The sequence below is a fragment of the Falsiroseomonas bella genome (genome assembly GCF_003173615.1).
Classification (GTDB): domain Bacteria; phylum Pseudomonadota; class Alphaproteobacteria; order Acetobacterales; family Acetobacteraceae; genus Falsiroseomonas; species Falsiroseomonas bella.
In genome coordinates, this window is record NZ_QGNA01000009.1 from 113,457 (window position 1) to 134,244 (window position 20,788).

19 protein-coding genes are annotated in these 20,788 nt (G+C 72.3%); 8 read left to right on the forward strand and 11 right to left on the reverse strand.

Translation table 11 applies throughout. The features are described 5' to 3' along the window. Positions 1-31: 31 nt before the first annotated feature. From DFH01_RS27475 to DFH01_RS27490, 4 genes are all read right to left on the reverse strand, one after another. On the reverse strand, positions 32-505 hold the full coding sequence (locus DFH01_RS27475) for a DUF411 domain-containing protein (RefSeq protein ID WP_109873758.1): 474 nt from the start codon (positions 503-505) through the stop codon (positions 32-34). Positions 506-596: 91 nt separating this feature from the next. Continuing rightward, positions 597-1,316, reverse strand: a complete 720-nt coding sequence (locus tag DFH01_RS27480; protein WP_109873731.1) for a response regulator transcription factor — start codon at positions 1,314-1,316, stop codon at positions 597-599. Between the two features lie 67 nt (positions 1,317-1,383). Then, positions 1,384-2,973, reverse strand: coding sequence for a sensor histidine kinase (locus DFH01_RS27485; RefSeq protein ID WP_109873732.1), 1,590 nt, complete (start codon positions 2,971-2,973; stop codon positions 1,384-1,386). Between the two features lie 96 nt (positions 2,974-3,069). Beyond that, positions 3,070-4,023, reverse strand: a complete 954-nt coding sequence (locus tag DFH01_RS27490; RefSeq protein WP_109873733.1) for an alpha/beta hydrolase — start codon at positions 4,021-4,023, stop codon at positions 3,070-3,072. 117 nt (positions 4,024-4,140) lie between these two features. Between DFH01_RS27490 and DFH01_RS27495 the strand changes: the two genes are divergently transcribed. Continuing rightward, the gene (locus tag DFH01_RS27495; protein WP_109873759.1) at positions 4,141-6,786 is read left to right on the forward strand and encodes a bifunctional acetate--CoA ligase family protein/GNAT family N-acetyltransferase; all 2,646 of its coding nucleotides are present in this window, start codon (positions 4,141-4,143) and stop codon (positions 6,784-6,786) included. 12 nt (positions 6,787-6,798) lie between these two features. Here DFH01_RS27495 and parE read toward each other — a convergent pair whose 3' ends face one another. Then, positions 6,799-8,787, reverse strand: coding sequence for a DNA topoisomerase IV subunit B (parE, locus tag DFH01_RS27500; RefSeq protein ID WP_109873734.1), 1,989 nt, complete (start codon positions 8,785-8,787; stop codon positions 6,799-6,801). 178 nt (positions 8,788-8,965) lie between these two features. Here parE and DFH01_RS27505 point away from each other — a divergent pair, with 178 nt between their 5' ends. Continuing rightward, a complete protein-coding gene (locus DFH01_RS27505) occupies positions 8,966-9,418 on the forward strand; it encodes a hypothetical protein (RefSeq protein ID WP_109873735.1) in 453 nt (150 codons plus the stop codon). An 11-nt stretch (positions 9,419-9,429) separates the two neighbouring features. Here the strand turns inward: DFH01_RS27505 and DFH01_RS27510 are convergent, their stop codons facing one another. The 3 genes from DFH01_RS27510 to DFH01_RS27520 form a co-directional block, all read right to left on the reverse strand. Continuing rightward, positions 9,430-10,902 (reverse strand): AMP nucleosidase, encoded by a 1,473-nt coding sequence (locus tag DFH01_RS27510; RefSeq protein ID WP_233256316.1) that lies wholly within the window; start codon positions 10,900-10,902, stop codon positions 9,430-9,432. Then, positions 10,899-11,375 (reverse strand): DNA starvation/stationary phase protection protein Dps, encoded by a 477-nt coding sequence (gene dps, locus DFH01_RS27515; protein ID WP_109873737.1) that lies wholly within the window; start codon positions 11,373-11,375, stop codon positions 10,899-10,901. The genes DFH01_RS27510 and dps overlap by 4 nt, the downstream gene beginning before the upstream one ends. 68 nt (positions 11,376-11,443) lie before the next feature. Then, complete coding sequence (locus tag DFH01_RS27520; RefSeq protein ID WP_109873738.1) at positions 11,444-13,054, reverse strand: MFS transporter; 1,611 nt, start codon at positions 13,052-13,054, stop codon at positions 11,444-11,446. Between the two features lie 85 nt (positions 13,055-13,139). On the opposite strand from DFH01_RS27520, the gene DFH01_RS27525 reads away from it, so the two are divergent. From DFH01_RS27525 to DFH01_RS27545, 5 genes are all read left to right on the forward strand, one after another. Further along, positions 13,140-13,469: an Mpo1-like protein gene (locus DFH01_RS27525; RefSeq protein ID WP_109873739.1), complete on the forward strand. Its 330-nt coding sequence runs from the start codon at positions 13,140-13,142 to the stop codon at positions 13,467-13,469. A 4-nt stretch (positions 13,470-13,473) separates the two neighbouring features. After that, the gene (sugE, locus tag DFH01_RS27530; protein WP_109873740.1) at positions 13,474-13,788 is read left to right on the forward strand and encodes a quaternary ammonium compound efflux SMR transporter SugE; all 315 of its coding nucleotides are present in this window, start codon (positions 13,474-13,476) and stop codon (positions 13,786-13,788) included. 159 nt (positions 13,789-13,947) lie between these two features. Continuing rightward, positions 13,948-14,853, forward strand: coding sequence for a choice-of-anchor K domain-containing protein (locus DFH01_RS27535; protein WP_199231437.1), 906 nt, complete (start codon positions 13,948-13,950; stop codon positions 14,851-14,853). A gap of 336 nt (positions 14,854-15,189) precedes the next feature. Next, a complete protein-coding gene (locus tag DFH01_RS27540; protein WP_158287937.1) occupies positions 15,190-15,924 on the forward strand; it encodes a PEP-CTERM sorting domain-containing protein in 735 nt (244 codons plus the stop codon). Positions 15,925-16,162: 238 nt separating this feature from the next. Continuing rightward, positions 16,163-16,861 carry an MlaA family lipoprotein gene (locus DFH01_RS27545; RefSeq protein WP_109873742.1) on the forward strand — a complete coding sequence of 233 codons (699 nt, stop codon included), beginning with the start codon at positions 16,163-16,165 and terminating at the stop codon, positions 16,859-16,861. Positions 16,862-16,898: 37 nt separating this feature from the next. Here DFH01_RS27545 and DFH01_RS27550 read toward each other — a convergent pair whose 3' ends face one another. From DFH01_RS27550 to uvrB, 3 genes are all read right to left on the reverse strand, one after another. Beyond that, positions 16,899-17,432, reverse strand: a complete 534-nt coding sequence (locus DFH01_RS27550; RefSeq protein ID WP_109873743.1) for an SRPBCC family protein — start codon at positions 17,430-17,432, stop codon at positions 16,899-16,901. A gap of 53 nt (positions 17,433-17,485) precedes the next feature. Beyond that, positions 17,486-17,722 (reverse strand): YMGG-like glycine zipper-containing protein, encoded by a 237-nt coding sequence (locus tag DFH01_RS27555; RefSeq protein WP_109873744.1) that lies wholly within the window; start codon positions 17,720-17,722, stop codon positions 17,486-17,488. Positions 17,723-17,837: 115 nt separating this feature from the next. After that, complete coding sequence (gene uvrB / locus DFH01_RS27560) at positions 17,838-20,054, reverse strand: excinuclease ABC subunit UvrB (protein ID WP_109873745.1); 2,217 nt, start codon at positions 20,052-20,054, stop codon at positions 17,838-17,840. A 131-nt stretch (positions 20,055-20,185) separates the two neighbouring features. Here uvrB and DFH01_RS27565 point away from each other — a divergent pair, with 131 nt between their 5' ends. Then, positions 20,186-20,668 carry a CYTH domain-containing protein gene (locus DFH01_RS27565; protein WP_109873746.1) on the forward strand — a complete coding sequence of 161 codons (483 nt, stop codon included), beginning with the start codon at positions 20,186-20,188 and terminating at the stop codon, positions 20,666-20,668. The last annotated feature ends 120 nt before the right edge of the window (positions 20,669-20,788 follow it).

Consider the following 20,788-nt stretch of genomic DNA (forward strand, 5'->3'; position numbering starts at 1 on the left):
GTGAGCCGGCCGAGCGCCCGAGGCGCCTGACTCACACAGGCTCGGTCCCGCGGAAGCGCATGAAGGCGCGATGCGGGCCGGTGCCGAAGGCGATCACGTCGTAGGTGTCCGGCTCGCGACCCGGCACTTCCATCCCCGGCGAGCCCACCGGCATGCCCGGCACCGCAAGCCCGCGCACGCCCTCCGGCCGCTCCGCCAGCAGGCGGCGGATCGCCAGCGGCGGCACATGCCCCTCGATCGCGAAGCCGCCGACCCGCGCCACATGGCAGGACAGCAGGTCCGACGGCACGCCGAGCATCCGCCGCCACCCCGCCAGGGCGCGAACGCGGTTGTCCTGCACGGTGAACCCCGCCGCCTGCAGATGCGGGATCCAGAGATGGCAGCAGCCGCAATCGGGATCGCGCCAGACCTGGATCTGCGTCGGCGCCTCGGCGCGGGCGGCACGCGGCACGGCCGGTGCCAGCAGGCAGGCCCCGAGGGCGATCAGGCTGCGTCGTCCAGGCATCATGCGGGCTTCTCTCCGATCAGCGTGCAGGGGCTTGCCACCATGCCGCCCCGCCGGGTGATGATCCAGCGCAAGCGCCCCGACGCGCCGCTCACTCCGGGGCGAGGTCGCGCTCCTCCAGCAGGCGGTAGCCATGCCCGCGGACGGTGGCGATCACCGGCGCCGCGTCGCCGGCCTCCTGCAGCTTGCGGCGCAGGCGGTGGACATAGACGTCCACCACGTTGGTCAGCGGATCCTCCGCAAGGCCCCAGACCTCCGACAGGATCCGCTCCCGGCTGACCGCCTGGCCGGGCGCGCCGGCCAGCAGCTCGAGCAGCGCGAATTCCTTCGAGGTCAGCGCCACCCGGCGCTTGCCGCAGGCGACGGTCAGCGCATCCGGGTCGAGCTCGAGCCCGGCCGCGACGAAGACGCGGCGCTGCGGCGAAGGCGGCGTTGCGACGATGCGGCTGCGCCGGATCAGCGCGGCGAGGCGGGCCAGCAGCTCGGCGAAGGCGAAGGGCTTCGGCAGGTAGTCGTCCGCGCCGTAGGAGAAGCCGTCCACCTTGTCCTCGAGCGAGTCGAGGGCGGTCAGCATCATCACCGGGGTCGTGTCGCCATCGGCGCGCAGCCTGCGGCAGATGTCGCGCCCGTCCATGCCGGGCAGCATCACGTCGAGCAGGATCGCCGAATGGCCGCCGCCGCGCGCCAGGTCGAGGCCCTCCGGCCCGGTATGCGCGAGGTCCACCGCATAGCCTTCCGCCCGGAGCCCGCGCGCGAGGAAATCGGCGACGCGCCGCTCGTCCTCGACCAGCAGGATGCGCGATGCCTTCATGCGGCTTGTGTCCTCCTCTCGATGCGGGCGGCGCGGCGGGCGGCGCGGGGCGCGGTGCGGGATGCGCTCATGCGACGGCCTGCAGCGGATGCGCGGCCGGCAGCTCCACCAGCGCGACAGTGCCACGGCCCGTCCGGTTCTCCAGCCGCACCTCGCCGCCATGCGCCCGTGCGATGGCGCGCGCCAGCGGCAGGCCCAGGCCGCTGCCGCCGTCGTGGCGCGCCGCGGCGTCGGCGCCGCGGTGGAACCGCTCGAAGACGCGCTCGAGATCCTCCGGCGCGATGCCGATGCCGTCATCCGCCACCACGAGCCGTACCTGTTCCTGCAGCATCTGCAGTTCCACGACGACCTCGCCGCCGGCGTCGGAATAGCGCACCGCGTTGTCGAGCAGGATCAGCACCAGCTGGCGCAGGCGGTCCGCATCGCCCTGCACCACGACACGGCGCGGCAGGGCGTTCGATCCGACCCGGATCCCCCGCGGCGCCCCCAGGGTGCGCGCGGCGGACACCGCCCCCTGCACCACCTCGTCCAGCGCGACCGGGTGCCTGGCGCTGCGCGCCTCGCCTGCCTCGGACCGGGCGACGAAGAGCAGGTCGTCCACCAGCCGCGCCGTGTGCGCAGCTTCCTCCGCGACACGGCCGAGGGCGTGGCGATAATCGGCGACGGGCTTGTCCGCCCCGCGCAGCGCCACCTCCGCCTCGCCGCGGATCACCGTGAGCGGCGTGCGAAGCTCGTGGCTGGCATCGGCCAGGAAGCGCCTGCGCGCCTGGTCGCTCCGCTGCAGCGCCTCGTTCGCCGCGGCGAGTTCCGCGGTGCGCGCCTCCACCGCCTGCTCCAGCGCGGCATGGCTGCTCTGCAGCGCCGCGCGGCTGCGCGCCACCTCGTCCAGCATGGTGTTGAAGCTGCGCACCACGCGCCCGAGCTCGCCCTTCGTCGGCACGCCGGTGACCCGGCGCGAGAAGTCGCCGCCGGTCACCGCCTCCGCCGCGCCGGCGAGCTGGTCGAGCGGGCGCTGCAGCCGGCGGATCAGCACGGCCGCCGCGATCACCGCGACCAGCACGGCAAGGGCGGCCATCAGCCGTGCCAGGCGCGCGGGGGCCGCCGTCATCCGTTCCGCCTCGCGCTCCGCGGCGATCGCATCCTCCCGCTCCCGGTCCACGGCGGCGTGCACGGCGTTGCGGAACTCGGTCCCGAGCCCGCCCTGCACCACGATGCGCAGCTGCGCGCGCGCCTCCTCCATGCGGCCCGCCGCCGAGAGGCTCGCGGCATCCTCCAGGCGCTGCACGAAGCCATGCGAGAGCTGCTCGAGGGCTGCCAGATCGTCGAGTTCCTCCCGCTCGGCCAGGTTCTGCGGGAGCATCGCGATCTCGGCGGTGATGTGCCTGCGGATGTTGGCGAACTGGGCGCGGATGGTCGCCCGTGCATGGCCGGGCCCGAAGCCCAGTTGCTCGTCGCCGAGGGCTGCTGCCGTGGCCGCCTGCAGCAGGCGGTCGGCTTCGGATTCCAGGTGCAGATGGCCGTGCAGCACCTCATGCACGTGGCGCGTGCGCTCCATCTGGAACACGGCGACCGAGGCCGTCCACCACGCCAGGCCGGCACAGGCCAGCGTGAGCGCGAGCACGGCGCCGAAGGTCCCGATGAGCAGCGGCCTGAACATGCATCTCCCCGGCAGGGCGGCGCGGATTGCGCCGCCTCCGTATCAAAGAACCGTGAAGGTATTTTACAACAGGGCTTCCGGCGCCGCACGCCCCGTTCAGGCGAAGCGCCGGGCGAGCCAGGCCCCGCCATCCGCGGCGGCCTGCCGGGAGGCGCCGACATATGCCAGGGCGCGCAGGAAGCCATGCGCCGTCCCGGGAGACAGCCGGCTCTCCACCGCCACGCCGGAAGCCCGCAGCCGCTCGGCCATGGCGTGGTTCTCGGCCGCCAGCACGTCGAGCTCCGCGATGTGCAGCAGCACCGGCGGAATGCCACGCAGATCGGCGCGCAGCGGCGCGGCCAGCGGGCTGAGGCGGTCCGCCGGGCGCGGGCAATAGCATTCCCAGTAGAAGCGCATCTTCTCCCGCGTCAGGAAGTAGCCCTCGGCGAATTCGCGATAGGTCGCGGTGTCGAGCCGCGAATCGAAGACGCCGTAGTTCAGCAGCAGGCCCGAAAGCCGGATGTCCGGGTCCGTCTCCCGCAGCAGCAGCGCCACGCCCATCGCCAGGTTGGCGCCCGCGCTGTCGCCGCCGATCACGATCCGCGCGGGATCGAGGCCCCATTCGGCGCCGTGCCTCGCCACCCAGCGCACCACCGCGGCGCATTCCTCCAGCCCCTGGGGGAAAGCGGCCTCGGGGCTGAGCGCATAGTCCGGGCCGATCACCGCACAGCCGGCGGCGGCGGCGTATTCGCGCATCAGCCGGTCATGCGTGTCCACGCTGCCCCAGACCCAGCCGCCGCCATGGATGTAGATCAGCACCGGCAGGGTGCCGCCGGCGGGGCGATGGAAGCGGCAGAGCAGGCGCCGCCCGCGGATCGGCAGCCAGCGGTCGCCGCTCTCGGCCATGGTCGGCCCGCCCTGCGCGAGGTCGAGCTGCGGCCCGTCATTCAGCTTGCGCGCCTCGTCGAGCGGCGGGGTCAGCACGATGGGCGGCTGCGCGGCGGCGCGCTGCTCCATCATGGTGCTGAAGGCGAGCATTTCGGGGTCCCAGCGGGAGTCCTGAGCGGGCATGGCGTATCCTTCCTCCGCTTCGATGGGACGCCGGGGCGGGCGCCTCCGCAAGCCCTCGGCTTGTGATCGGGCGATGGTTGCGGCCGGCGCCGGGCGGGGTGCATGCTGCGTTGCACCATGCAAAAGCCCCTGCCCACGCTCGGCCCCCGCGGCAGGCTGCGCGAGGAGGCGCTGTATCGGCCGAGGCATGTCGTGCTCGTGGCCGATCCGGCGCTGCCGCAATCGGGGCTGCTGGCGCGCAACCTCGCCGGCGGCGGTTTCCGGGGGCGGCTTTCGCTCGTCGGCATGGAGCATGCCGGTCTTGAGACGGCGTCCTCCATCGCCGCGCTCGATCCACCCGACCTCGCCGTGCTGTCCCTGCCGCCGGAGGCGCTGGAGCCCGCGATGGCCGCGCTCGCCGAACGGGGCGCGCAGGCGGCCGTGGTGCCGGGGGCGGCGCCCGATCTCGGCGCGATCGCCGCGCGCACCGGGCTGCGCGCGCTGGGGCAGGGCAGCTTCGGCATCTGCGTGCCCGCGATCGGGCTGAACGCCTCGCTGGCGCATCTCGCGCCGCGGCCCGGCAAGCTCGCGCTGATCTGCCAGTCCTCGGCGCTCGCCCGCGCGGTGCTGGACTGGGCGGAGGCCGAGAGCGTCGGCTTCAGCCATGTGATCGGCATCGGCGGCAATGCCGATCTCGGCTTCGCCCATGCGCTGGACTGGCTCTCGCGCGATCCCGGCACGGCGGCGATCCTGCTGGATCTCCGGCGCATCAAGAACCGGCGGCAGTTCATCTCGGCCGCGCGGGCCGCGGCGCGAACGCGCCCCGTGGTGGCGATCCGCGCGGGCGGGCGGCTCGCCGACCGCAGCGGCACCACCGACGCGGTGATGGCCGCCGCGCTGCGCCGCGCCGGCGTGCTGCAGGTCTCGGGCCTTGCCGACCTGCTCTCCGCCGCGGAGACGCTGGCGCGCGCGAAGCTGTCGCCGCGTGGCGGGGCGGGCGACCGGATCGCGGTGGTGGCGAACGCCACGGGCCTCGCGCAGCTCGCCGCCGATGCGGCGCTGGCGGGCGGGGCGCGGCTGGCGGAGCTTTCGCCGGAGGCGCTGGGCTGCCTCGCCATCGGGCTGCCTGCCGGTTGGCACGGGCGCAACCCGGTCGTGCTCGGCCCGCTCGGTGGCACGGCGCTCGGCGAGGCGGCGGCGATGCTCGCCGCCCTGCTGGAGGTGGACACGGTCGTCGCGCTGCATGCGCCGGTCGCCGACGAGAACGCCGAGACGATCTCCTCCGCGCTCGCCGCCGCCGCGAAGGCGACCCGCGCCGCGCCGGTGCTGGTCTGCTGGGCCGGGGAGGCGACGGCCGCGCCGCAGCGCCTGGCGCTGGCCCGCGCCGGCGTCGCGGCCTTCGCCACGCCCGAAGCCGCGGTGCGCGGCGCGTTGCAGCTCTGCGAGGACCGCCGCAACCGCCGCGCCGCGGCCGAGCTTCCGGGCCGCGACGTGCTGAAGCTGGCGCCCGACCGCGACGCCGTGCGCACGCTGTTCGCCCGCGTCCGCGCCGAAGGCCGGCTGGCGCTGACCGCGGACGAGGCGCTGTCCGTGCTCGCCGCCTATGGCCTGCCGGTGGTGCAGGGCCGCGCGGTGCCCGATGCGACGCATGCCGTCGCCGCGGCAGGCGCGCTGGGCTTTCCCGTCGTTCTCAAGCTGCGCAGCGCCGACATCGGCAGCAAGAGCGAAGTCGGCGGCGTCGCGCTCGGACTGCGCAGCGCGGCGGCGCTGCGCGAGGCGGCGGCGGCGATGCTGGCCTCGGCGCGGCAGCGACGGCCGGATGCGCGGCTCGACGGCTTCCTCGTGCAGCGCCAGGTGGAACGCGGGCTCGAGCTGCAGCTGCGGCTGGAGGAGGATCCGATGTTCGGGCCCTTCATCGGCTTCGGCCTGGGCGGCACGGCGGCCGAGCTGCTGGGCGACGAGGCCTTCGACCTGCCGCCGCTGAACGACGCGCTGGCCAAGGGGCTGATCGCGCGCTCCCGCGCCGCGCCGCTGCTCGCCGGCTATCGCGACCATCCGCCCGCCGATCTCGATGCGGTGGAGGATGCGCTGGTGCGGCTCAGCCAGGTCGCGGTGGACTTCCCCGAGATCGCGGCCCTCGGCATCAACCCGCTGGTCGCGCGCGCCGATGGCGTGATGGCGCTGGACGCACGCTGTACGCTGCGGCCCGCGGGCGAGGCGGCGCTGCTCGCGATCCCGCCATACCCCGAGGAATGGGTCACGCGCTGGAACACGAAGTCCGGCGAGGCGCTGACCATCCGCCCGATCCGCCCCGAGGACGCGGAGGCGCATGCCGCCTTCTTCCGCCGCCTGACGCCCGAGGACATACGCTGGCGCTTCTTCTCCCAGCTGCGGGAGCTGCCGCCGCAGCAGATCGCGCGCATGACGCAGCTCGACTACGACCGGGAGATGGCCTTCGTCGCCGTGCGCAGCCTGCCGGACGGCACCGAGGACCTGCTCGGCGTCTCGCGCCTGATCCGCGAGCCGGACGGCATCACCGGCGAATTCGCGGTGATCGTGGACCGCGCGATGAAGGGGCAGGGGCTCGGGCGGCACCTGATGGAGCGCCTGTTCGCCTGGGCGCGCGCCAACGGCATCGCGACCATCGCGGGCCAGGTGCTGGCCGACAACGCGCCGATGCTCGCCTTCGTGAAGTCGCTCGGCTTCACGGCGAAGCGCAGCGCGGAGGACGAGGAGGTCTTCGAGGTCACGCGCCCGGCGACGCTGCCGGAGGAGGCGGGGTAGGCAACGCCTTCCTCAGGCGTCCACCGCCTCCTCGTCCAGCTTCGCGGCATTCTCCTGGATGAAGCGGAAGCGCAGCTCGGGCTTCCGGCCCATCAGCGCCTCGATCAGCTCGGAGGTCCGCGCGCGCTCCTCCGGCGGCAGCACCACCTTCAGCAGCGTGCGCCGCTTCGGGTCCATCGTCGTCTCCTTCAAGGAGGCCGGCGGCATCTCGCCCAGGCCCTTGAAGCGGGAGACGTCCACCTTCTGGTTCGCCTTGAATTCGCGCTTGATGAGGCGGTCCTTGTCGGCATCGTCCTTGGCATAGACCGTCTTGCCGCCCGCCTGCAGGCGATAGAGCGGCGGCTGCGCCAGGTGGATGCGCTCCTGCCGCACCAGCTCCGGCAGCTCCTTGTAGAAGAAGGTCATCAGCAGCGCCGCGATATGCGCGCCGTCCACATCGGCGTCGGTCATGATCACCACGCGGCCGTAGCGCAGGCGGCCGATGTCGAACTTCTCGCCCACGCCGCAGCCCAGCGCCTCGATCAGGTCCTTCAGTTCCTGGTTGCCGCGGAGCTTGTCGGCGGAAGCACTCGCCACGTTCAGGATCTTGCCGCGCAGCGGCAGCACCGCCTGCGTCTCGCGGTCGCGCGCCTGCTTGGCGCTGCCGCCCGCGGAATCACCCTCCACCAGGAACAGCTCCGTGCCGTCCGAGGATTCGCGGGAACAGTCGGCGAGCTTGCCCGGCAGGCGCAGCTTGCGCGTCGCGCTCTTGCGCGGCGTGTCCTTCTGCTCGCGCCGCCTGATCCGCTCTTCCGCGCGCTCCACCGCCCAGGCGAGCAAATTGTCCGCCGTGGCGGGGTCGCCGGCCAGCCAGTGGTCGAAATGGTCGCGCAGCGCGGCCTCCACCAGGCGCGCCGCTTCCGGGCTGGTCAGCTTGTCCTTGGTCTGGCCCTGGAATTGCGGGTCGCGGATGAAGACCGAGAGCATGCCCGCCATGCCGCCGAGCAGGTCCTCGGCCGTGACGTTGCCCGCGCGGCGGTCCTTCTTCAGCTCGCCATAGGCGCGCAGGCCCTTCACCAGCGCCGCGCGCAGCCCGGCCTCATGCGTGCCGCCCTGCGGCGTCGGGATGGTGTTGGCGTAGGTGTTGAGGAAGCCCTCGCCCTGCTCGAGCCACGTCAGCGCCCATTCGCAGCGCCCGGCATTCTCCGCGAAGCTCATCTCGCCGGACCAGGGTGCGGGCACCACCTGGCTGCGGCCCTCGATGCTGGCGGCCAGGAAGTCCGAGAGGCCGCCCGGGAAGTGCAGCACCGCCTCGGCCGGCGTGTCCGTGCCCTGCACCAGCGCCGGGTCGCATTTCCAGCGGATCTCGACGCCGCGGAACAGATAGGCCTTGGACCGGCAGAGCCGGTGCAGCCGCGCCGGGCTGAACAGCTGCTTGCCGAAGATCTCCGGGTCCGGCTTGAAGCGGATGGTGGTGCCGCGGCGGTTGTGGATGGTGCCGAGGTTCTTGAGCTTCTGCACCGGCTTGCCGCGCTCGAAGGCGTGGCCGAACAGGGTGCGGTCGCGCGCGACCTCCACCTCCAGCCGCTCGGCCAGCGCGTTCACCACGCTGCTGCCGACGCCGTGCAGGCCGCCCGAGGTGTCATAGGCCTTGCCCGAGAACTTCCCGCCCGAATGCAGCGTGGTGAGGATCACCTCCAGCGCCGACAGCTTCGGGAATTTCGGATGCGGGTCCACCGGGATGCCGCGGCCGTTGTCGCGCACGGTCAGCCAGTTGCCCGCCTCCAGCGTCACCTCGATGAAGTCGGCATGCCCGGCCACCGCCTCGTCCATGGCGTTGTCGAGGATCTCGGCGGCGAGGTGGTGCAGCGCGTTCTCGTCGGTGCCGCCGATATACATGCCCGGCCGGCGCCGGACGGGCTCCAGCCCCTCCAGGACCTCGATGTCCTTCGCCGAATACTCGCCCGTGCTGAGAGCCGCGGCGCCGCCTTTCAGCCGGCCGCGGCCGAACAGATCGTTCATGCTGTGTTCTCGCTTTCCGGGTGAAGATAGCGACCGGGTGCGGGGCACACAACCAATCCGGGCCGAGTCGAGGGAAGCGGCGCGAAAGGCTGTCCGGTCCGGGCGAAGGTCGCGGTTGCGCATTGATCGCGCCGCCGTGAGCCGCCAACCTCGGCCCGCCATACCCGGACCCGCCGCCATGCGCCGCCTGAGCCTGCTCCTGCCCCTTCTGATGCCGCTGCCCGCCGAGGCGAACGAGGCCTTCTGCCCGGCGCTGAAGCGGCTCGTTGCGGCGGCCCAATGGGGCTTCAACGACATCGGCCTCGCGCCGCACCTGATCCCCGGCTCGATCGCCGAACGGCGCGGCGTCACGCGCGTACTGGACGGGCCGGAGCGCGGCGCGATCTTCGCCACCATGCTGAGGACCGAGAGCCGCGAGCATGCCGCCGAGGTGCGGCATCGCTTCGACGCGCTGCGCGGCGAGATCGGGCACTGCCTCTCCGACGCCCAGGCCAGCCCGGTCTCGGGCGGGCAGGGCGGCCAGCAGGCGCATTGGACCATGCCCTATGCCGTGGTGCGCCTGCGCGCCGATGGCGGCGACGGCTTCGCCTCGACCTCCGAGGTCGAGATCACCGTCGCCGCGCGCTGGTAGCGGCGCTTTTCCTATCGGAATGGCGGCTCGTCGAAGCTGCGCAGCTTGCGGCTGTGCAGCGATCCCAGGTCGCCGCGCAGGATCTCCACCGCCTCCAGCCCGATCATCAGGTGCTGGCCCACCGCGCGCTCGTAGAAGGCGCTGGCCGCCCCCGGCAGCTTGATCTCGCCATGCAGCGGCCGGTCGGACACGCACAGCAGCGTCCCGTAGGGCACGCGGAAGCGGTAGCCCTGCGCGGCCAGCGTGCCGCTTTCCATGTCCACCGCGATGGCGCGCGAGAGGTTCAGCGGCCGCCGCTCGCGCGACCAGCGCAGCTCCCAGTTCCGGTCGTCATAGGTGACGACGGTGCCGGTGCGCAGCCGCCGCTTCAGCGCGTCGCCGCGCTCACCCGTCACGCGCGCCGCGGCTTCCTGCAGGGCGACCTGCACCTCGGCCAGGGCGGGCAGGGGGATGTCCGGTGGCACCAGCTCGTCCAGGATGCGGTCGCGGCGCAGATAGGCATGCGCGAGGACGTAGTCGCCGATCGCCTGGCTGCCGCGCAGCCCCGCGCAATGCCCCACCATCAGCCAGCAATGCGGCCGCAGCACCGCCAGGTGGTCCGTGATGTTCTTCGCGTTGGACGGCCCGACGCCAATGTTCACCAGCGTCACGCCGCCCGAGCCGTCCGCCCGCGCCAGGTGGTAGGCCGGCATCTGGAAGCGGTGCCAGGGCGAGGCCGCGGTCAGCGCCTCCGCCGTGGCGCGCGGATCGGCGCCGACCTCGCCGCGCGCGATCTGCACGCCGCCCGGCAGCACCAGCCCGGACCAGGGGCTTTCCTCCCGCGCGAGTTCCGCCAGGCCCCAGCGGATGAACTGGTCCACGTAGCGATGGTAGTTGGTCAGCAGGATCCAGGGCTGGATCGCGCGCCAGTCGGTGCCCGTGTAGTGGACCAGGCGCCGCAGCGAGTAGTCCACCCGCGCCGCGTCGAAGAGGCCGAGCGGCAGCGGCGCGCCGGGCGCGGCCTGCCACAGGCTGTCCGCCACCTCGTCGCCCACCTCCGCCAGAGAGGGGGTCGGGAAGTGCCGCGCCAGCATCGCGCCCGTGGCGTCGCCCGCCTCCACGCCGCGGCCGGGCTCCAGCACATAGGGATAGGGGATTTCCTGGCCGCTAGGCCCGACCTCGGCGGTCGCGCCGAACTCCTCCATCAGCGGGCGCAGCTGCTCCAGCAGGTAGCGGCGGAAGAAGGCCGGCTGCGTGATGGTGGTTGCGTAGGTGCCGGGGGCCTGGAACTTGGCCCAGGCGCGGCGCGTCGCGGGGCGCGCGCCGCCCGCGGCATAGGTCAGCCGCAGCTCCGGATAGCGGAAGGCGGCGCGTTCCTCCGGCGTCGGCGGTGCGCCGCCGGCCATCACGCGCTCCAGCGCGGCGCGCAGCGCCGTGCTCGCCTGTCCGTGCAGCGTCGCCAAGGCCGCGATCGCGGCCTCCGGCGTCGCGCAACGCGTCGTCACCTCTCGGCCGTCGCCTCCAGCATCCATAGGGCCTTGTCCGTGTTCCTCGATACGCCGGTCAGGAGGTCCGCGGTGTCCGCATCGCCCGCCTCGTCGGTCGTGGCGATGCCTTCGCGGAGTGCTTTCGCCACCGCACCATAGCGCTCCAGCAGCGCGGCGACATGCTTTTCGCCGTCGCGCAGATCGGTCGGATAGGGAGGCAGGCGCGTGCTGCCCGCGACCGACTGGCTCGTGCCCATCGCGGTGCCGCCGAGCTGCACCAGCCGCTCCGCCAGCTCGTCGATGTCGGTCGCAAGGGTGGTGTAGAACTCTTCGAACATGGTGTGCAGCGCATGGAACTGCGGGCCCTTCACGTTCCAATGCGCCTGGCGCGTGGCGTTGTAGAGGTCGATGCCGTCCGTCAGGCAGCCCTGCAGCACGCCGATCGACGTCTTGCGGGCGTTGTCGTCCAGGTCGTTGCGCGTCTTCGGCATGTCGGCTCCGAGGCTCCTTGTTGGCGGATGTGCAACCAACGCGGTGCGGTGCGGCCTCGTTCCGCTTGTCAGCGCAACATGTCGGGCATCACGTTCAGGTAGCGCGCCGCCTCGGGCGGCGCCGCGCCGCGCTGGAAGCCGGCGGCGCGCGCCAGCGCGGCGCGGTCGTGCTCCGTCAGCCGCTCCTCCTCCCGCAGATGCGCGGTCCAGCTCTCCACGATCCACAGCTCCACCCAGCGCTCGGGATGGGCCACGTCCTCATAGAGCCGCCATGCCAGCGCGCCGCCGCGCAGCCGCACGCCGCGGCATTCCTCCATCGCGGCCAGGAAGGCGCGGCGCTCGGCCGGGTCGATGGTGTAGCGCGTCACTTCCAGCACGCGGTGGCGGCCATCGGCCAGGATCGGCGCCAGGGTGGGATCGGCCGGCTCCGGCCGCGGTGCGACGCTGGCGCCGGCGGGTGCGGCGGCCGGGGCGGGAATCGCCTCGATGGACATGTGCCGCACCGCGATTCCCCCCAGCGCACATGCGGCGCCGAACGCTGCCAGCGCCAGCTTCAGCCCCACCACCTCGCCCGCCCAGCCGCCGAGCGCGGTGCCGAGCGCCAGCGCCCCGAAGGTCGCCACCTGGTAGAAGCCGAGTGCGCGCGCCCGCACCCAGGGCGGCGTCGCCAGCTGCGCCGCGGCCTGCAGGGTGGAGGCGCCGGCGAGCCAGGCGAAGCCGAATCCCATCATCGCCAGCAGCCCCACCGCCGCATGCGGCGCGGAGCCGAGCAGCGCCAGCGATCCGCCGCCGAGCAGGCTCGCCGCCACCACCATCGCGCCGCGATCGAGCCGCCCCCGCAGCGCCGGCAGCATGAAGCCGCCGATCACCGCGCCGATCCCCATCGCCGCCAGCATCAGCCCGTACCATTCGGGCCCGAGCCCGAGGCCCTTGCGCACCACCAGCGGCAGCAGGCCCCAGATCGCGGCGAGACCGCCGAAGAAGACGCAGGCGCGGATCGTCGCCGCGCGCAGCGGCGGGCTGCCGCGCACGAAGCGCAGCCCGGCCCGCAGCGCGGACAGGAAGCTCTCCTTCGGCAGGCTGCTGCGCGGCGCCTCCCGCTTCCAGCTGGCCAGCGCGGCGATCGCCACCAGGAAGGCCAGCGCGTTCAGCGCGAAGGTCGCCTCCGGCCCCGCCAGCGCCACCACCAGGCCGCCGATCGCCGGGCCGACCGCGCGGCTGAGGTTGAAGCCGATGCCGTTCAGCACGATCGCGCCGCTGAGATCGTCGCGCGGCACCAGCTCCGGCGTCGTCGCCTGCCAGGCCGGGGAGGACATCGCCGTCCCCGCGCCAATCGCGAAGCTGAGCGCCAGCAAGCCCCAGGGACCGAGCGCGCCGGCATGGGTCAGCAGCGCCAGCAGCAGCGCGCAGACCGCCATCCAGGCCTGGGTGGCCAGCAGGAAGATCCGCCGGTCCACGATGTCCGCCATCGCGCCCGCCGGCAGCGCCAGCAGGAACACCGGCAGCAGCGCCGCCACCTGCACCAGGCTCACCATCAGCGGCGAGGGCGCGAGGCTGGTCATCAGCCAGCCCGCCCCGGTGTTCTGCATCCACATCCCGGTATTCGCCACCAGGTTGGACAGCCAGAGCAGCCGGAAGGCCGGATGGCGCAGCGGGATCAGGGCGGTGGGCAGGCGCATCCATCCCAACCTGCCAGCCGCGCCCGCGCCGCGGTAGCGCAAAGCCGCGATGGCGGACCGGCGTGCCATCGGTTAACGTCCCGTCATGTCGGACCGCATCGCCACCTATGCCGAGTTCTGGCCCTATTACCTTCGGGAGCATGCGAACCCGCTGACGCGTTCTGTCCATGCAGCAGGCACCGTTCTGGGCGTGGTCGTGCTGCTCTGGGCGCTGCTGGTCGGGCCGCTCTGGCTGGCGCTGGCGGCGCTGGTGGTCGGCTACGGCTTCGCCTGGGGCTCGCACATGCTGGTGGAGCGCAACCGGCCCGCCACCTTCCGCTACCCTCTGTGGTCGCTCGCCTCCGATCTCCGCATGGCGTGGCTTATGCTGACAGGCCGCCTGGAGCCGGAACTCCGCCGCGCCGGGGTGGCCTGAGCCCTTGGCCTGGATCTGGCTGACGCTGGCCGGCCTGCTCGAGGTCGGCTGGGCGGTGGGGTTGAAGCTCACCGATGGCTTCTCCCGCTTCTGGCCGAGCGTGCTGACCTTGGGCGCCATGGCCGCCAGCATCTTCCTGCTCGGCCTGGCGCTGAAGGCGCTCCCGGTCGGCACCGCCTATGCGGTGTGGACCGGCATCGGCGCGGTCGGCACGGCGGCGGTGGGGATGCTGGTGCTGGGCGAGCCGGCGACGGCGCTCCGCATCGGCGGCATCGCGCTGATCGCCGCCGGGATCGCGATGCTGAAGCTGTCGGGGTGAGGGAGCGAGCGGCCTCGCCTTCCGGTCGACGTGCGGTCGTCAGCGGAAAAGCGGTGCCGAACCGAAATCGCGAAACCGCGAACGATGTTGCCGGCAGCCTGAGAAACGTGCTCGGCTGCGCATGATTGCGGGCGAACGCCGCAACGGGAGAAACATCGGGTGTCAAACGTGAAGCATGGCTTTCTCGCCGCGACCCTTGCGGCCGGCCTTCTCGGCGGCGCGAACGAGGCCGCGGCCTTCCTGCAGCCGCCCTTCATCGGCCAGACGACCGGCAGCGGCACGGTCGACTTCGAGTTCACCCACTTCAGCGGCCCCTTTGCGGAATTCGGCGGCAGCTGCACCAGCTGCATCAACACCAGCGGCCTGCTGAACGGCACGCCGATCGTGCCCAGCGGCAGCACGGGGATTGCCTATGCCGACCCCGGCCAGACCCGCGGGTATCTGACCGGTTCGACCGCGATCGCCGGCCAGCCGACCTCCGTCGCGCTGAGTTACCCCGCAGCGTTGGGGGTTCCGAACCCGACCGTCATCAGCTTCGAGGGCTTCGATTTCACGAACGCGGGCGTCCAGACCGCATTCGTGATCGGCCGGTTCACCTTCACGAATGGCGCGTGGTTCGGGGCAGGCCAGACCACCGCCCTCAACACGCCGACGGTGCTGGGCTTCACCCTGACGACGACCGGAACGGGAGGCGCCGCCACTCTCTTCACGCAGCGGATCACCGGCGAGATCACGCTGACGGTGAACAATCCCCAGCCGGCCGACTACACGAGCCTTGCCGGCCAGCAGGCCGAGGCGGATTGGATCAGCCTCCGGACGATTCCCTCCAGCGCGACCCTCAGGCCCATCCCGAGCTTCCATGTGTACGATAGCTACGCCAAGCCCTCGGGCGCGACCAACACGGGGTCGGTGGACCTCGTCGCGGCCTTCGGCTCGCTCTACCTCGTCGCCCTCGACAACCCGACCGGCGGCGCCTTCCTGACCGAGGTGCCCGAACCTGCAACCCTGTCGCTGCTGGGCGCCGGCCTTCTCGGCCTCGCCGTGGCGCGCCGCAGGCGCCGCTGATCCGGCCCGGCAGGGGGGTTCCGCCAAGGGGGGGGGCGCGGCCGAAGGGCCCGCCCCCTTTTGCCATCCGGAGAGCGCCTTTGCCGCGGCTCCTGCCCGCCGCGGCGCGGCGCGCGCCGGCGATCGAGCGCGGATCGGTCACCATCCGAGGGAATTGGCAGGACCGCCGCATCCGCGCCCTTGATGGCCTGGCAAAGTCCTGCGTCAGAAGAATACTACGTAAATTTTCACTTAAGCTGTATAGTTACGATTTCAATTCATCTTGAAATTGTTAACGCGTCTGCTAAACCCGACACGGTTACAACTCGCCGCCGCCCCGGCGGGGCGCGACTTTCCGTGGAGACGCACCGCATGCTTCGTTGCCACCCGCTCCGGGCCCTCGCCCTCGGAGCATTCCTGTTCGGCGCCGCTGCCGCCGCACCCGCCTCGGCGGCCCCGATCATCACCCTCACCGTCAGCGGCACCATCACCGCGGGCACCGACCATGCGGGCAAGTTCTTCGCCCCGGGCACCGACCTCACCGGCAAGGGCTTCACCCTCGTCACGACCTTCAACCCGACCGGCACGTCCGTGAGCGGCACGTCCACCGAAGGGACCGTCACGGCCTTCGGCCCGGGCGCGCCGACGCAGATCACCATCGCAGGCGGCAGCGCACCCTTCAGCGCAGTCGGTGGCTTCGGGGTATTCACGTCGGGGATAGGCGGCGGCGGCACGCTGACCGGTGTCGACTCCTTCGTCTTCGGAGCGCAAGGCGGCATCGACCTGGGCGGCACCTATGTCAGCCTGCTCCAGACGATCGCAGGCGTGCTGGCCGACGCAACGGCGCTGCAGAGCTTCTCGCTGACCGGTCCCTTCTTCGATCCCGATGACAGCTTCGCCGAGGTCCGCGCCGACGCGTACAGCAACGACGGCATCAACACGCCGGTGCTGCTGTTCAGCTTCGCCGTCCAGGGCAGCGAGGTCGAACTCCTCTCCGTCCAGGTGACCGAGGTGCCCGAGCCCGCCGGCCTCGCGGTGCTGGCCATCGCCGCGGCCGGCTTGGTGGCCGTGCGCCGCCGCGCCGCCGTCTGATATCGCCGCCGCGCCGGGCTGCGGAGCCATCGCGGGGCGGCGCAGGCGATCCTGCGCGCCCGCCGGCACGCGGCCCGTCGCGCCGGCAGGCAGGGCGCGCTAGAGTACGTTTCGATCGGCTGGAACCAGTCGATCAGGAGGTCGTGCTCTACAAGTTAAATCTCTAGAGCAGCTTGTGCCCGTTCGGCGGAACCGCGGAGCGGTTCCACTCGAACGGGCGCTGCTCTAGCCTCCGCCCATGCGCGCCCTGTTCCTCCCGCTCTGCGCCACCCTGCTCCTGCCCGCCGCGGCGCAGGCCGCGCCCGACCCGTGGGAGGGGGTGAACCGCCGCATCCACGGCTTCAACGCCCTCGCGCAATCCTACGCGCTGGCCCCCGCCGCCGCGCTCTGGCGCGCGCAGGTCTCGGCGGAGACGCGCGCCGGCGTCGGCCGTGTCCTCGCCAATCTCGGCGAGCCGGTCACCGCATTGAGCGCCGTCGCCGCCGGCGATCTTTCGCGCGCCTGGAACGCCGCGCGGCGCTTCGGCATCAATGCGACGCTCGGCTGGGGCGGCTGGCATGATGCGGCGGCGGAGCGCGGGCTGGAACGCCAGCCCCTCTCGCCCGGCGACGCCGCCTGCGCCTGGGGCTTGCCGAGCGGGCCGTACTTGGTTCTCCCGCTGCTCGGCCCGAGCACGCTGCGCGACGCCGGCGCGGCGCTCGCCGCCAATGCCGCGCTCGCGCAGGGGTTGGGCGCGGCGCCGGTCGCCGGCTGGCAGGCAGGCGACGCCTTCCTCGCCTATGAGCGCGCCGAGCCCGCGCTGACGCGGCTCGAGGCGGAATCGCTCGATGCCTACGCCGCGCTGCGCAGCGCCTGGCTGCAGCGCCGCGCCGCCGCCTGCCCGCAGGACGAAGCGGGCGTTGCCGCCGAGGACGACGCGGAGCCCGCGCCGCGGTGACCGCAAGGCGCCGCCGCGCGCATCCGCAACGCGGCGATCAGCCCCGGTCGGGCTCCACGCTGGTGCCATAGGCCCGGCTGTCGCGCAGCGGCGCCGTCGAGGGATCGGACTGGGTGCCGCCGGAAACCAGGGTGACGCCCTGCACCGCGCCCTCGCAATGCCGCCGCACCGCTTCCAGGCTCGCCTGCATCGCGGCCGCGATGTCCAGCGCGGCATCGCCCGTCCAGCGGCGCACCGCCTCCGGCCGTTCGGCGCGCGGGCCGAGGCGCAGTTCCAGCGCGACCTCCGCGCCGTCCGGCGTCTCCGTCACCGTGACATCGCCGGCGCAGCCGATGCCGGCTTCCGCGGCCCAACAGAGGCGCCGCGCCTCGTGCTCGACCAGGAAGCGCGCATGGGCCGCGACCCCCTGCGCGCCGACGCCGCCGCCGATCACGCGGATGCGCGCCTCGTCTTCGCGGAACGCCTCGCGCAGCGAGGGCTGCCAGCGGGGCAGGTTCATCGGATTGGCGATGAAGGCGAAGACCTCCGCGGCGGGCGCGGCGATGATGATCCGGGCGTGATGGTCGGCCATGGGGCGCCAACGCGCCCCCCGGCCTGCCGTTGCCGCTGAAGCCCGGCTGAATCTCAGCGCCGCGAGGGCGAGGTCAACGCGCCGACCGCCGCGCCGCCCGCGCCGCCGAGCACCGCGCCGGTCACCAGCGATCCGCCCGTGATGGCGCCGAGCGCCGCGCCGCCCGCCGCGCCGATCGCGCCGCCCGACAGGGCCCTCTGCTGCGTGCGCGACATCCCGTCGCAGGCGGCCAGCGGCAGCGCGATGAGCGCGGCCAGGAGCAGGCGGGGCAGCAGGGTCTTCGGGGTCATCCGGCTCTCCGATTCGTTGTGGCGCCGCCAGCGAAGCCTCCCCGAATGGCAAAGGCGGGGCGGACCGATGGCGCGGCTGCCACACAACGGCGCGGCGCCGCGCCTATTCCCGCGTTCAGTGGCGCCGGCCGCGCCCGCGCCCGGACGCCCCCTTGCCCTTCTCCGGATCGTAGCCGCCGCCGCCCGGCCCGAGCGGCTTCGGCTTCCAGTCGCCCTTCTGCCTCGCCTTCGCCCCCGCAGGCGCTTCCGCCTGCAGCGGTCGCCCCGCGAGGTTCGGCTGCAGCCCGAGCTCCAGCGATTCAAGCCGCTTGATCTCGTCGCGCAGCCGCGCCGCGTCCTCGAATTCCAGGTCGGCCGCGGCGGCGCGCATCTTCTTCTCGAGCTCCGCGATGGTCGCGGCGATGTCCTTGCCGACGAAGTTCGTCGTCTCGTCGCCTTCCACCGCCTCGACCGTCACGTAATCCTGCTCGTAGACCGATTGCAGCACGTCGGAGATGTCGCGCTTGATGGTCTGCGGCGTGATGCCGTGCTCCTCGTTCCAGGCCATCTGCTTGGCGCGGCGGCGGGAGGTCTCCTCCAGCGCGCGGCGCAGGCTTTCCGTCATCGTGTCGGCGTAGAGCACCACGCGCCCTTCCGCGTTGCGCGCCGCCCGGCCGATGGTCTGGATGAGGGAGGTCGTCGAACGCAGGAAGCCTTCCTTGTCGGCGTCGAGGATCGCGACCAGCGCGCATTCGGGAATGTCGAGCCCCTCGCGCAGCAGGTTGATGCCGACCAGCACGTCGAACACGCCCTTCCGCAGGTCGCGGATGATTTCGATGCGTTCCAGCGTGTCCACGTCGGAGTGCAGGTAGCGCACGCGGATGCCGGCTTCCGTCATGTACTCCGTCAGGTCTTCCGCCATGCGCTTGGTCAGCGTGGTGACCAACACGCGGCCGCCCTTCTGCGCGACCTCGCGGCATTCGGCGAGCAGGTCGTCCACCTGGCCTTCCACGGGGCGGATCTCCGTCACGGGGTCCACCAGGCCGGTCGGCCGGATCACCTGCTCCGCGAAGGCGCCGCCGGTGCGCTCCATCTCCCACGGGCCGGGCGTCGCGCTGACGAAGACCGTCAGCGGGCGATAGGCGTCCCACTCCTCGAATTTCAGCGGTCGGTTGTCGGTGCAGGAGGGCAGGCGGAAGCCGAATTCGGAGAGGATGGATTTCCGCGCGAAGTCGCCGCGATACATGCCCCCGATCTGCGGCACGGTGACGTGGCTCTCATCCACGATCAGCAGCGCGTTCTCGGGCAGGTATTCGAACAGCGTCGGCGGCGGCTCGCCGGGCTTACGGCCGGTCAGGTAGCGGCTGTAGTTCTCGATGCCCTTGCAGCTGCCCGTCGTCTCCAGCATCTCGATGTCGAAGGTCGTGCGCTGCTCCAGCCGCTGCGCCTCCAGCAGCTTGCCCTGCTGGTGCAGGATTTCGAGCTGCTGCTTCAGCTCCACCTTGATGTCGCGGATCGCCTGCTGCAGCGTCGGCCGCGGCGTGATGTAGTGGCTGTTGGCGTAGATCGCGACGCGGTCGAGTTCGCCGACGATCTCGCCGGTCAGCGGGTCGAATTCGCGCAAGCCATCCACCTCGTCGCCGAACAGCGACACGCGCCAGGCGCGGTCCTCCAGGTGGCTCGGCCAGATGTCCACCGTCTCGCCGCGTATCCTGAAGGTGCCGCGCGCGAAGAAACTGTCGTTGCGGCGGTACTGCTGCTCAACCAGGCCCTTCACCAGCGTGTCGCGCTCGATCTTCCCGCCGCGCTCCAGCTTCACCACCATCCGGCTGTAGTTCTCGACCGAACCAATGCCGTAGATGCAGCTGACGGAGGCCACGATGATCACGTCCGACCGTTCCAGCAGCGCCTGCGTCGCGGAGTGGCGCATGCGGTCGATCTGCTCGTTGATCTGCGCGTCCTTCTCGATATACGTGTCCGTGCGCGGCACATAGGCTTCAGGCTGGTAGTAGTCGTAGTAGCTGACGAAATACTCGACCGCATTCTCCGGGAAGAAGGACTTCATCTCGCCGTAGAGCTGCGCGGCCAGCGTCTTGTTCGGCGCCAGCACCAGCGTCGGGCGCTGCACCTGCTCGATCACCTTCGCCATGGTGAAGGTCTTGCCGCTGCCGGTGACGCCCAGCAGCACCTGGTCGCGCTCCGCCCGCTCCAGCCCGGCGACCAGCTCACGGATGGCCGCGGGCTGGTCGCCATTCGGCTCGAAGGGCGAGACCACCTTGAGCGGCGTGCCGGACGCCGCCGCGGGCCGCTTCTGCGGATAGAACAGCACCGGTGTCGGGACGAGCAGGTTCATGGAGCCAATGTGGGCGCGACCCCCTGCCGCGTCGAGCATGGCGTGCGGCAGGGCAGGGTAGGCTTTGTTTGAGCGACTGATTCACCGCTTCGGCGATTCCGCCTTCGCGGATCAGGCGCTAGATCACCGGCATGGGCATCGAGATCGAACGGAAATTCCTGGTCCGCGGCGATGGCTGGCGGCAGGCCGCCCGCGCGCCGCTGCCGATGCGCCAGGGCTACCTGGCCGCCGGCGGCCCGAAGGAGCCCAGCGTGCGCATCCGCATCGCCGGCGCCGCCGCGCTGCTCACCGTGAAAGGGCCGGGCGGCAAGGTCCGCGCCGAGTTCGAATACGCGATCCCGGTCGCCGACGCCGAGGCGATGCTCGCCCTCTCCCCCTTCGCGACGCTGGCCAAGACGCGCTGGGAAGTTGCCTTCGCCGGCCATCTCTGGACCGTGGACGAGTTCGCCGCCCCCGCCTCCCTCGCGGGGCTGGTGCTGGCGGAGGTCGAACTCGATTCGGAGGAGGTGGACCCCGACCTGCCCGACTGGCTGGGCGCCGAGGTCACCGAGGATCCGCGCTACAGCAACGCCGCGCTGGTGGCGGCGCTGCGGCCGGGGCAGGGGCCCGGCTAGGTCCTGGACTCAAACCTGGTCCATAGCCTGATGGCGGCGATGGCGACGGCGCTGAGGTAATTTCGAGCGAGCTTGTCGAAGCGCGTGGCGATGCGGCGGAAGTGCTTCAGCCGGTTGAAG

What these genes read in the sequence shown, in the direction of transcription:
- DFH01_RS27475 (WP_109873758.1), bottom strand. Translation starts at nt 505, where the DNA reads ATGCCTGGACGACGCAGCCTGATCGCCCTCGGGGCCTGCCTGCTGGCA.
- DFH01_RS27480 (WP_109873731.1), bottom strand. Translation starts at nt 1,316, where the DNA reads ATGAAGGCATCGCGCATCCTGCTGGTCGAGGACGAGCGGCGCGTCGCC.
- DFH01_RS27485 (WP_109873732.1), bottom strand. Translation starts at nt 2,973, where the DNA reads ATGTTCAGGCCGCTGCTCATCGGGACCTTCGGCGCCGTGCTCGCGCTC.
- DFH01_RS27490 (WP_109873733.1), bottom strand. Translation starts at nt 4,023, where the DNA reads ATGCCCGCTCAGGACTCCCGCTGGGACCCCGAAATGCTCGCCTTCAGC.
- DFH01_RS27495 (WP_109873759.1), top strand. Translation starts at nt 4,141, where the DNA reads ATGCAAAAGCCCCTGCCCACGCTCGGCCCCCGCGGCAGGCTGCGCGAG.
- parE (WP_109873734.1), bottom strand. Translation starts at nt 8,787, where the DNA reads ATGAACGATCTGTTCGGCCGCGGCCGGCTGAAAGGCGGCGCCGCGGCT.
- DFH01_RS27505 (WP_109873735.1), top strand. Translation starts at nt 8,966, where the DNA reads ATGCGCCGCCTGAGCCTGCTCCTGCCCCTTCTGATGCCGCTGCCCGCC.
- dps (WP_109873737.1), bottom strand. Translation starts at nt 11,375, where the DNA reads ATGCCGAAGACGCGCAACGACCTGGACGACAACGCCCGCAAGACGTCG.
- DFH01_RS27520 (WP_109873738.1), bottom strand. Translation starts at nt 13,054, where the DNA reads ATGCGCCTGCCCACCGCCCTGATCCCGCTGCGCCATCCGGCCTTCCGG.
- DFH01_RS27525 (WP_109873739.1), top strand. Translation starts at nt 13,140, where the DNA reads ATGTCGGACCGCATCGCCACCTATGCCGAGTTCTGGCCCTATTACCTT.
- DFH01_RS27545 (WP_109873742.1), top strand. Translation starts at nt 16,163, where the DNA reads ATGCGCGCCCTGTTCCTCCCGCTCTGCGCCACCCTGCTCCTGCCCGCC.
- DFH01_RS27550 (WP_109873743.1), bottom strand. Translation starts at nt 17,432, where the DNA reads ATGGCCGACCATCACGCCCGGATCATCATCGCCGCGCCCGCCGCGGAG.
- DFH01_RS27555 (WP_109873744.1), bottom strand. Translation starts at nt 17,722, where the DNA reads ATGACCCCGAAGACCCTGCTGCCCCGCCTGCTCCTGGCCGCGCTCATC.
- uvrB (WP_109873745.1), bottom strand. Translation starts at nt 20,054, where the DNA reads ATGAACCTGCTCGTCCCGACACCGGTGCTGTTCTATCCGCAGAAGCGG.
- DFH01_RS27565 (WP_109873746.1), top strand. Translation starts at nt 20,186, where the DNA reads ATGGGCATCGAGATCGAACGGAAATTCCTGGTCCGCGGCGATGGCTGG.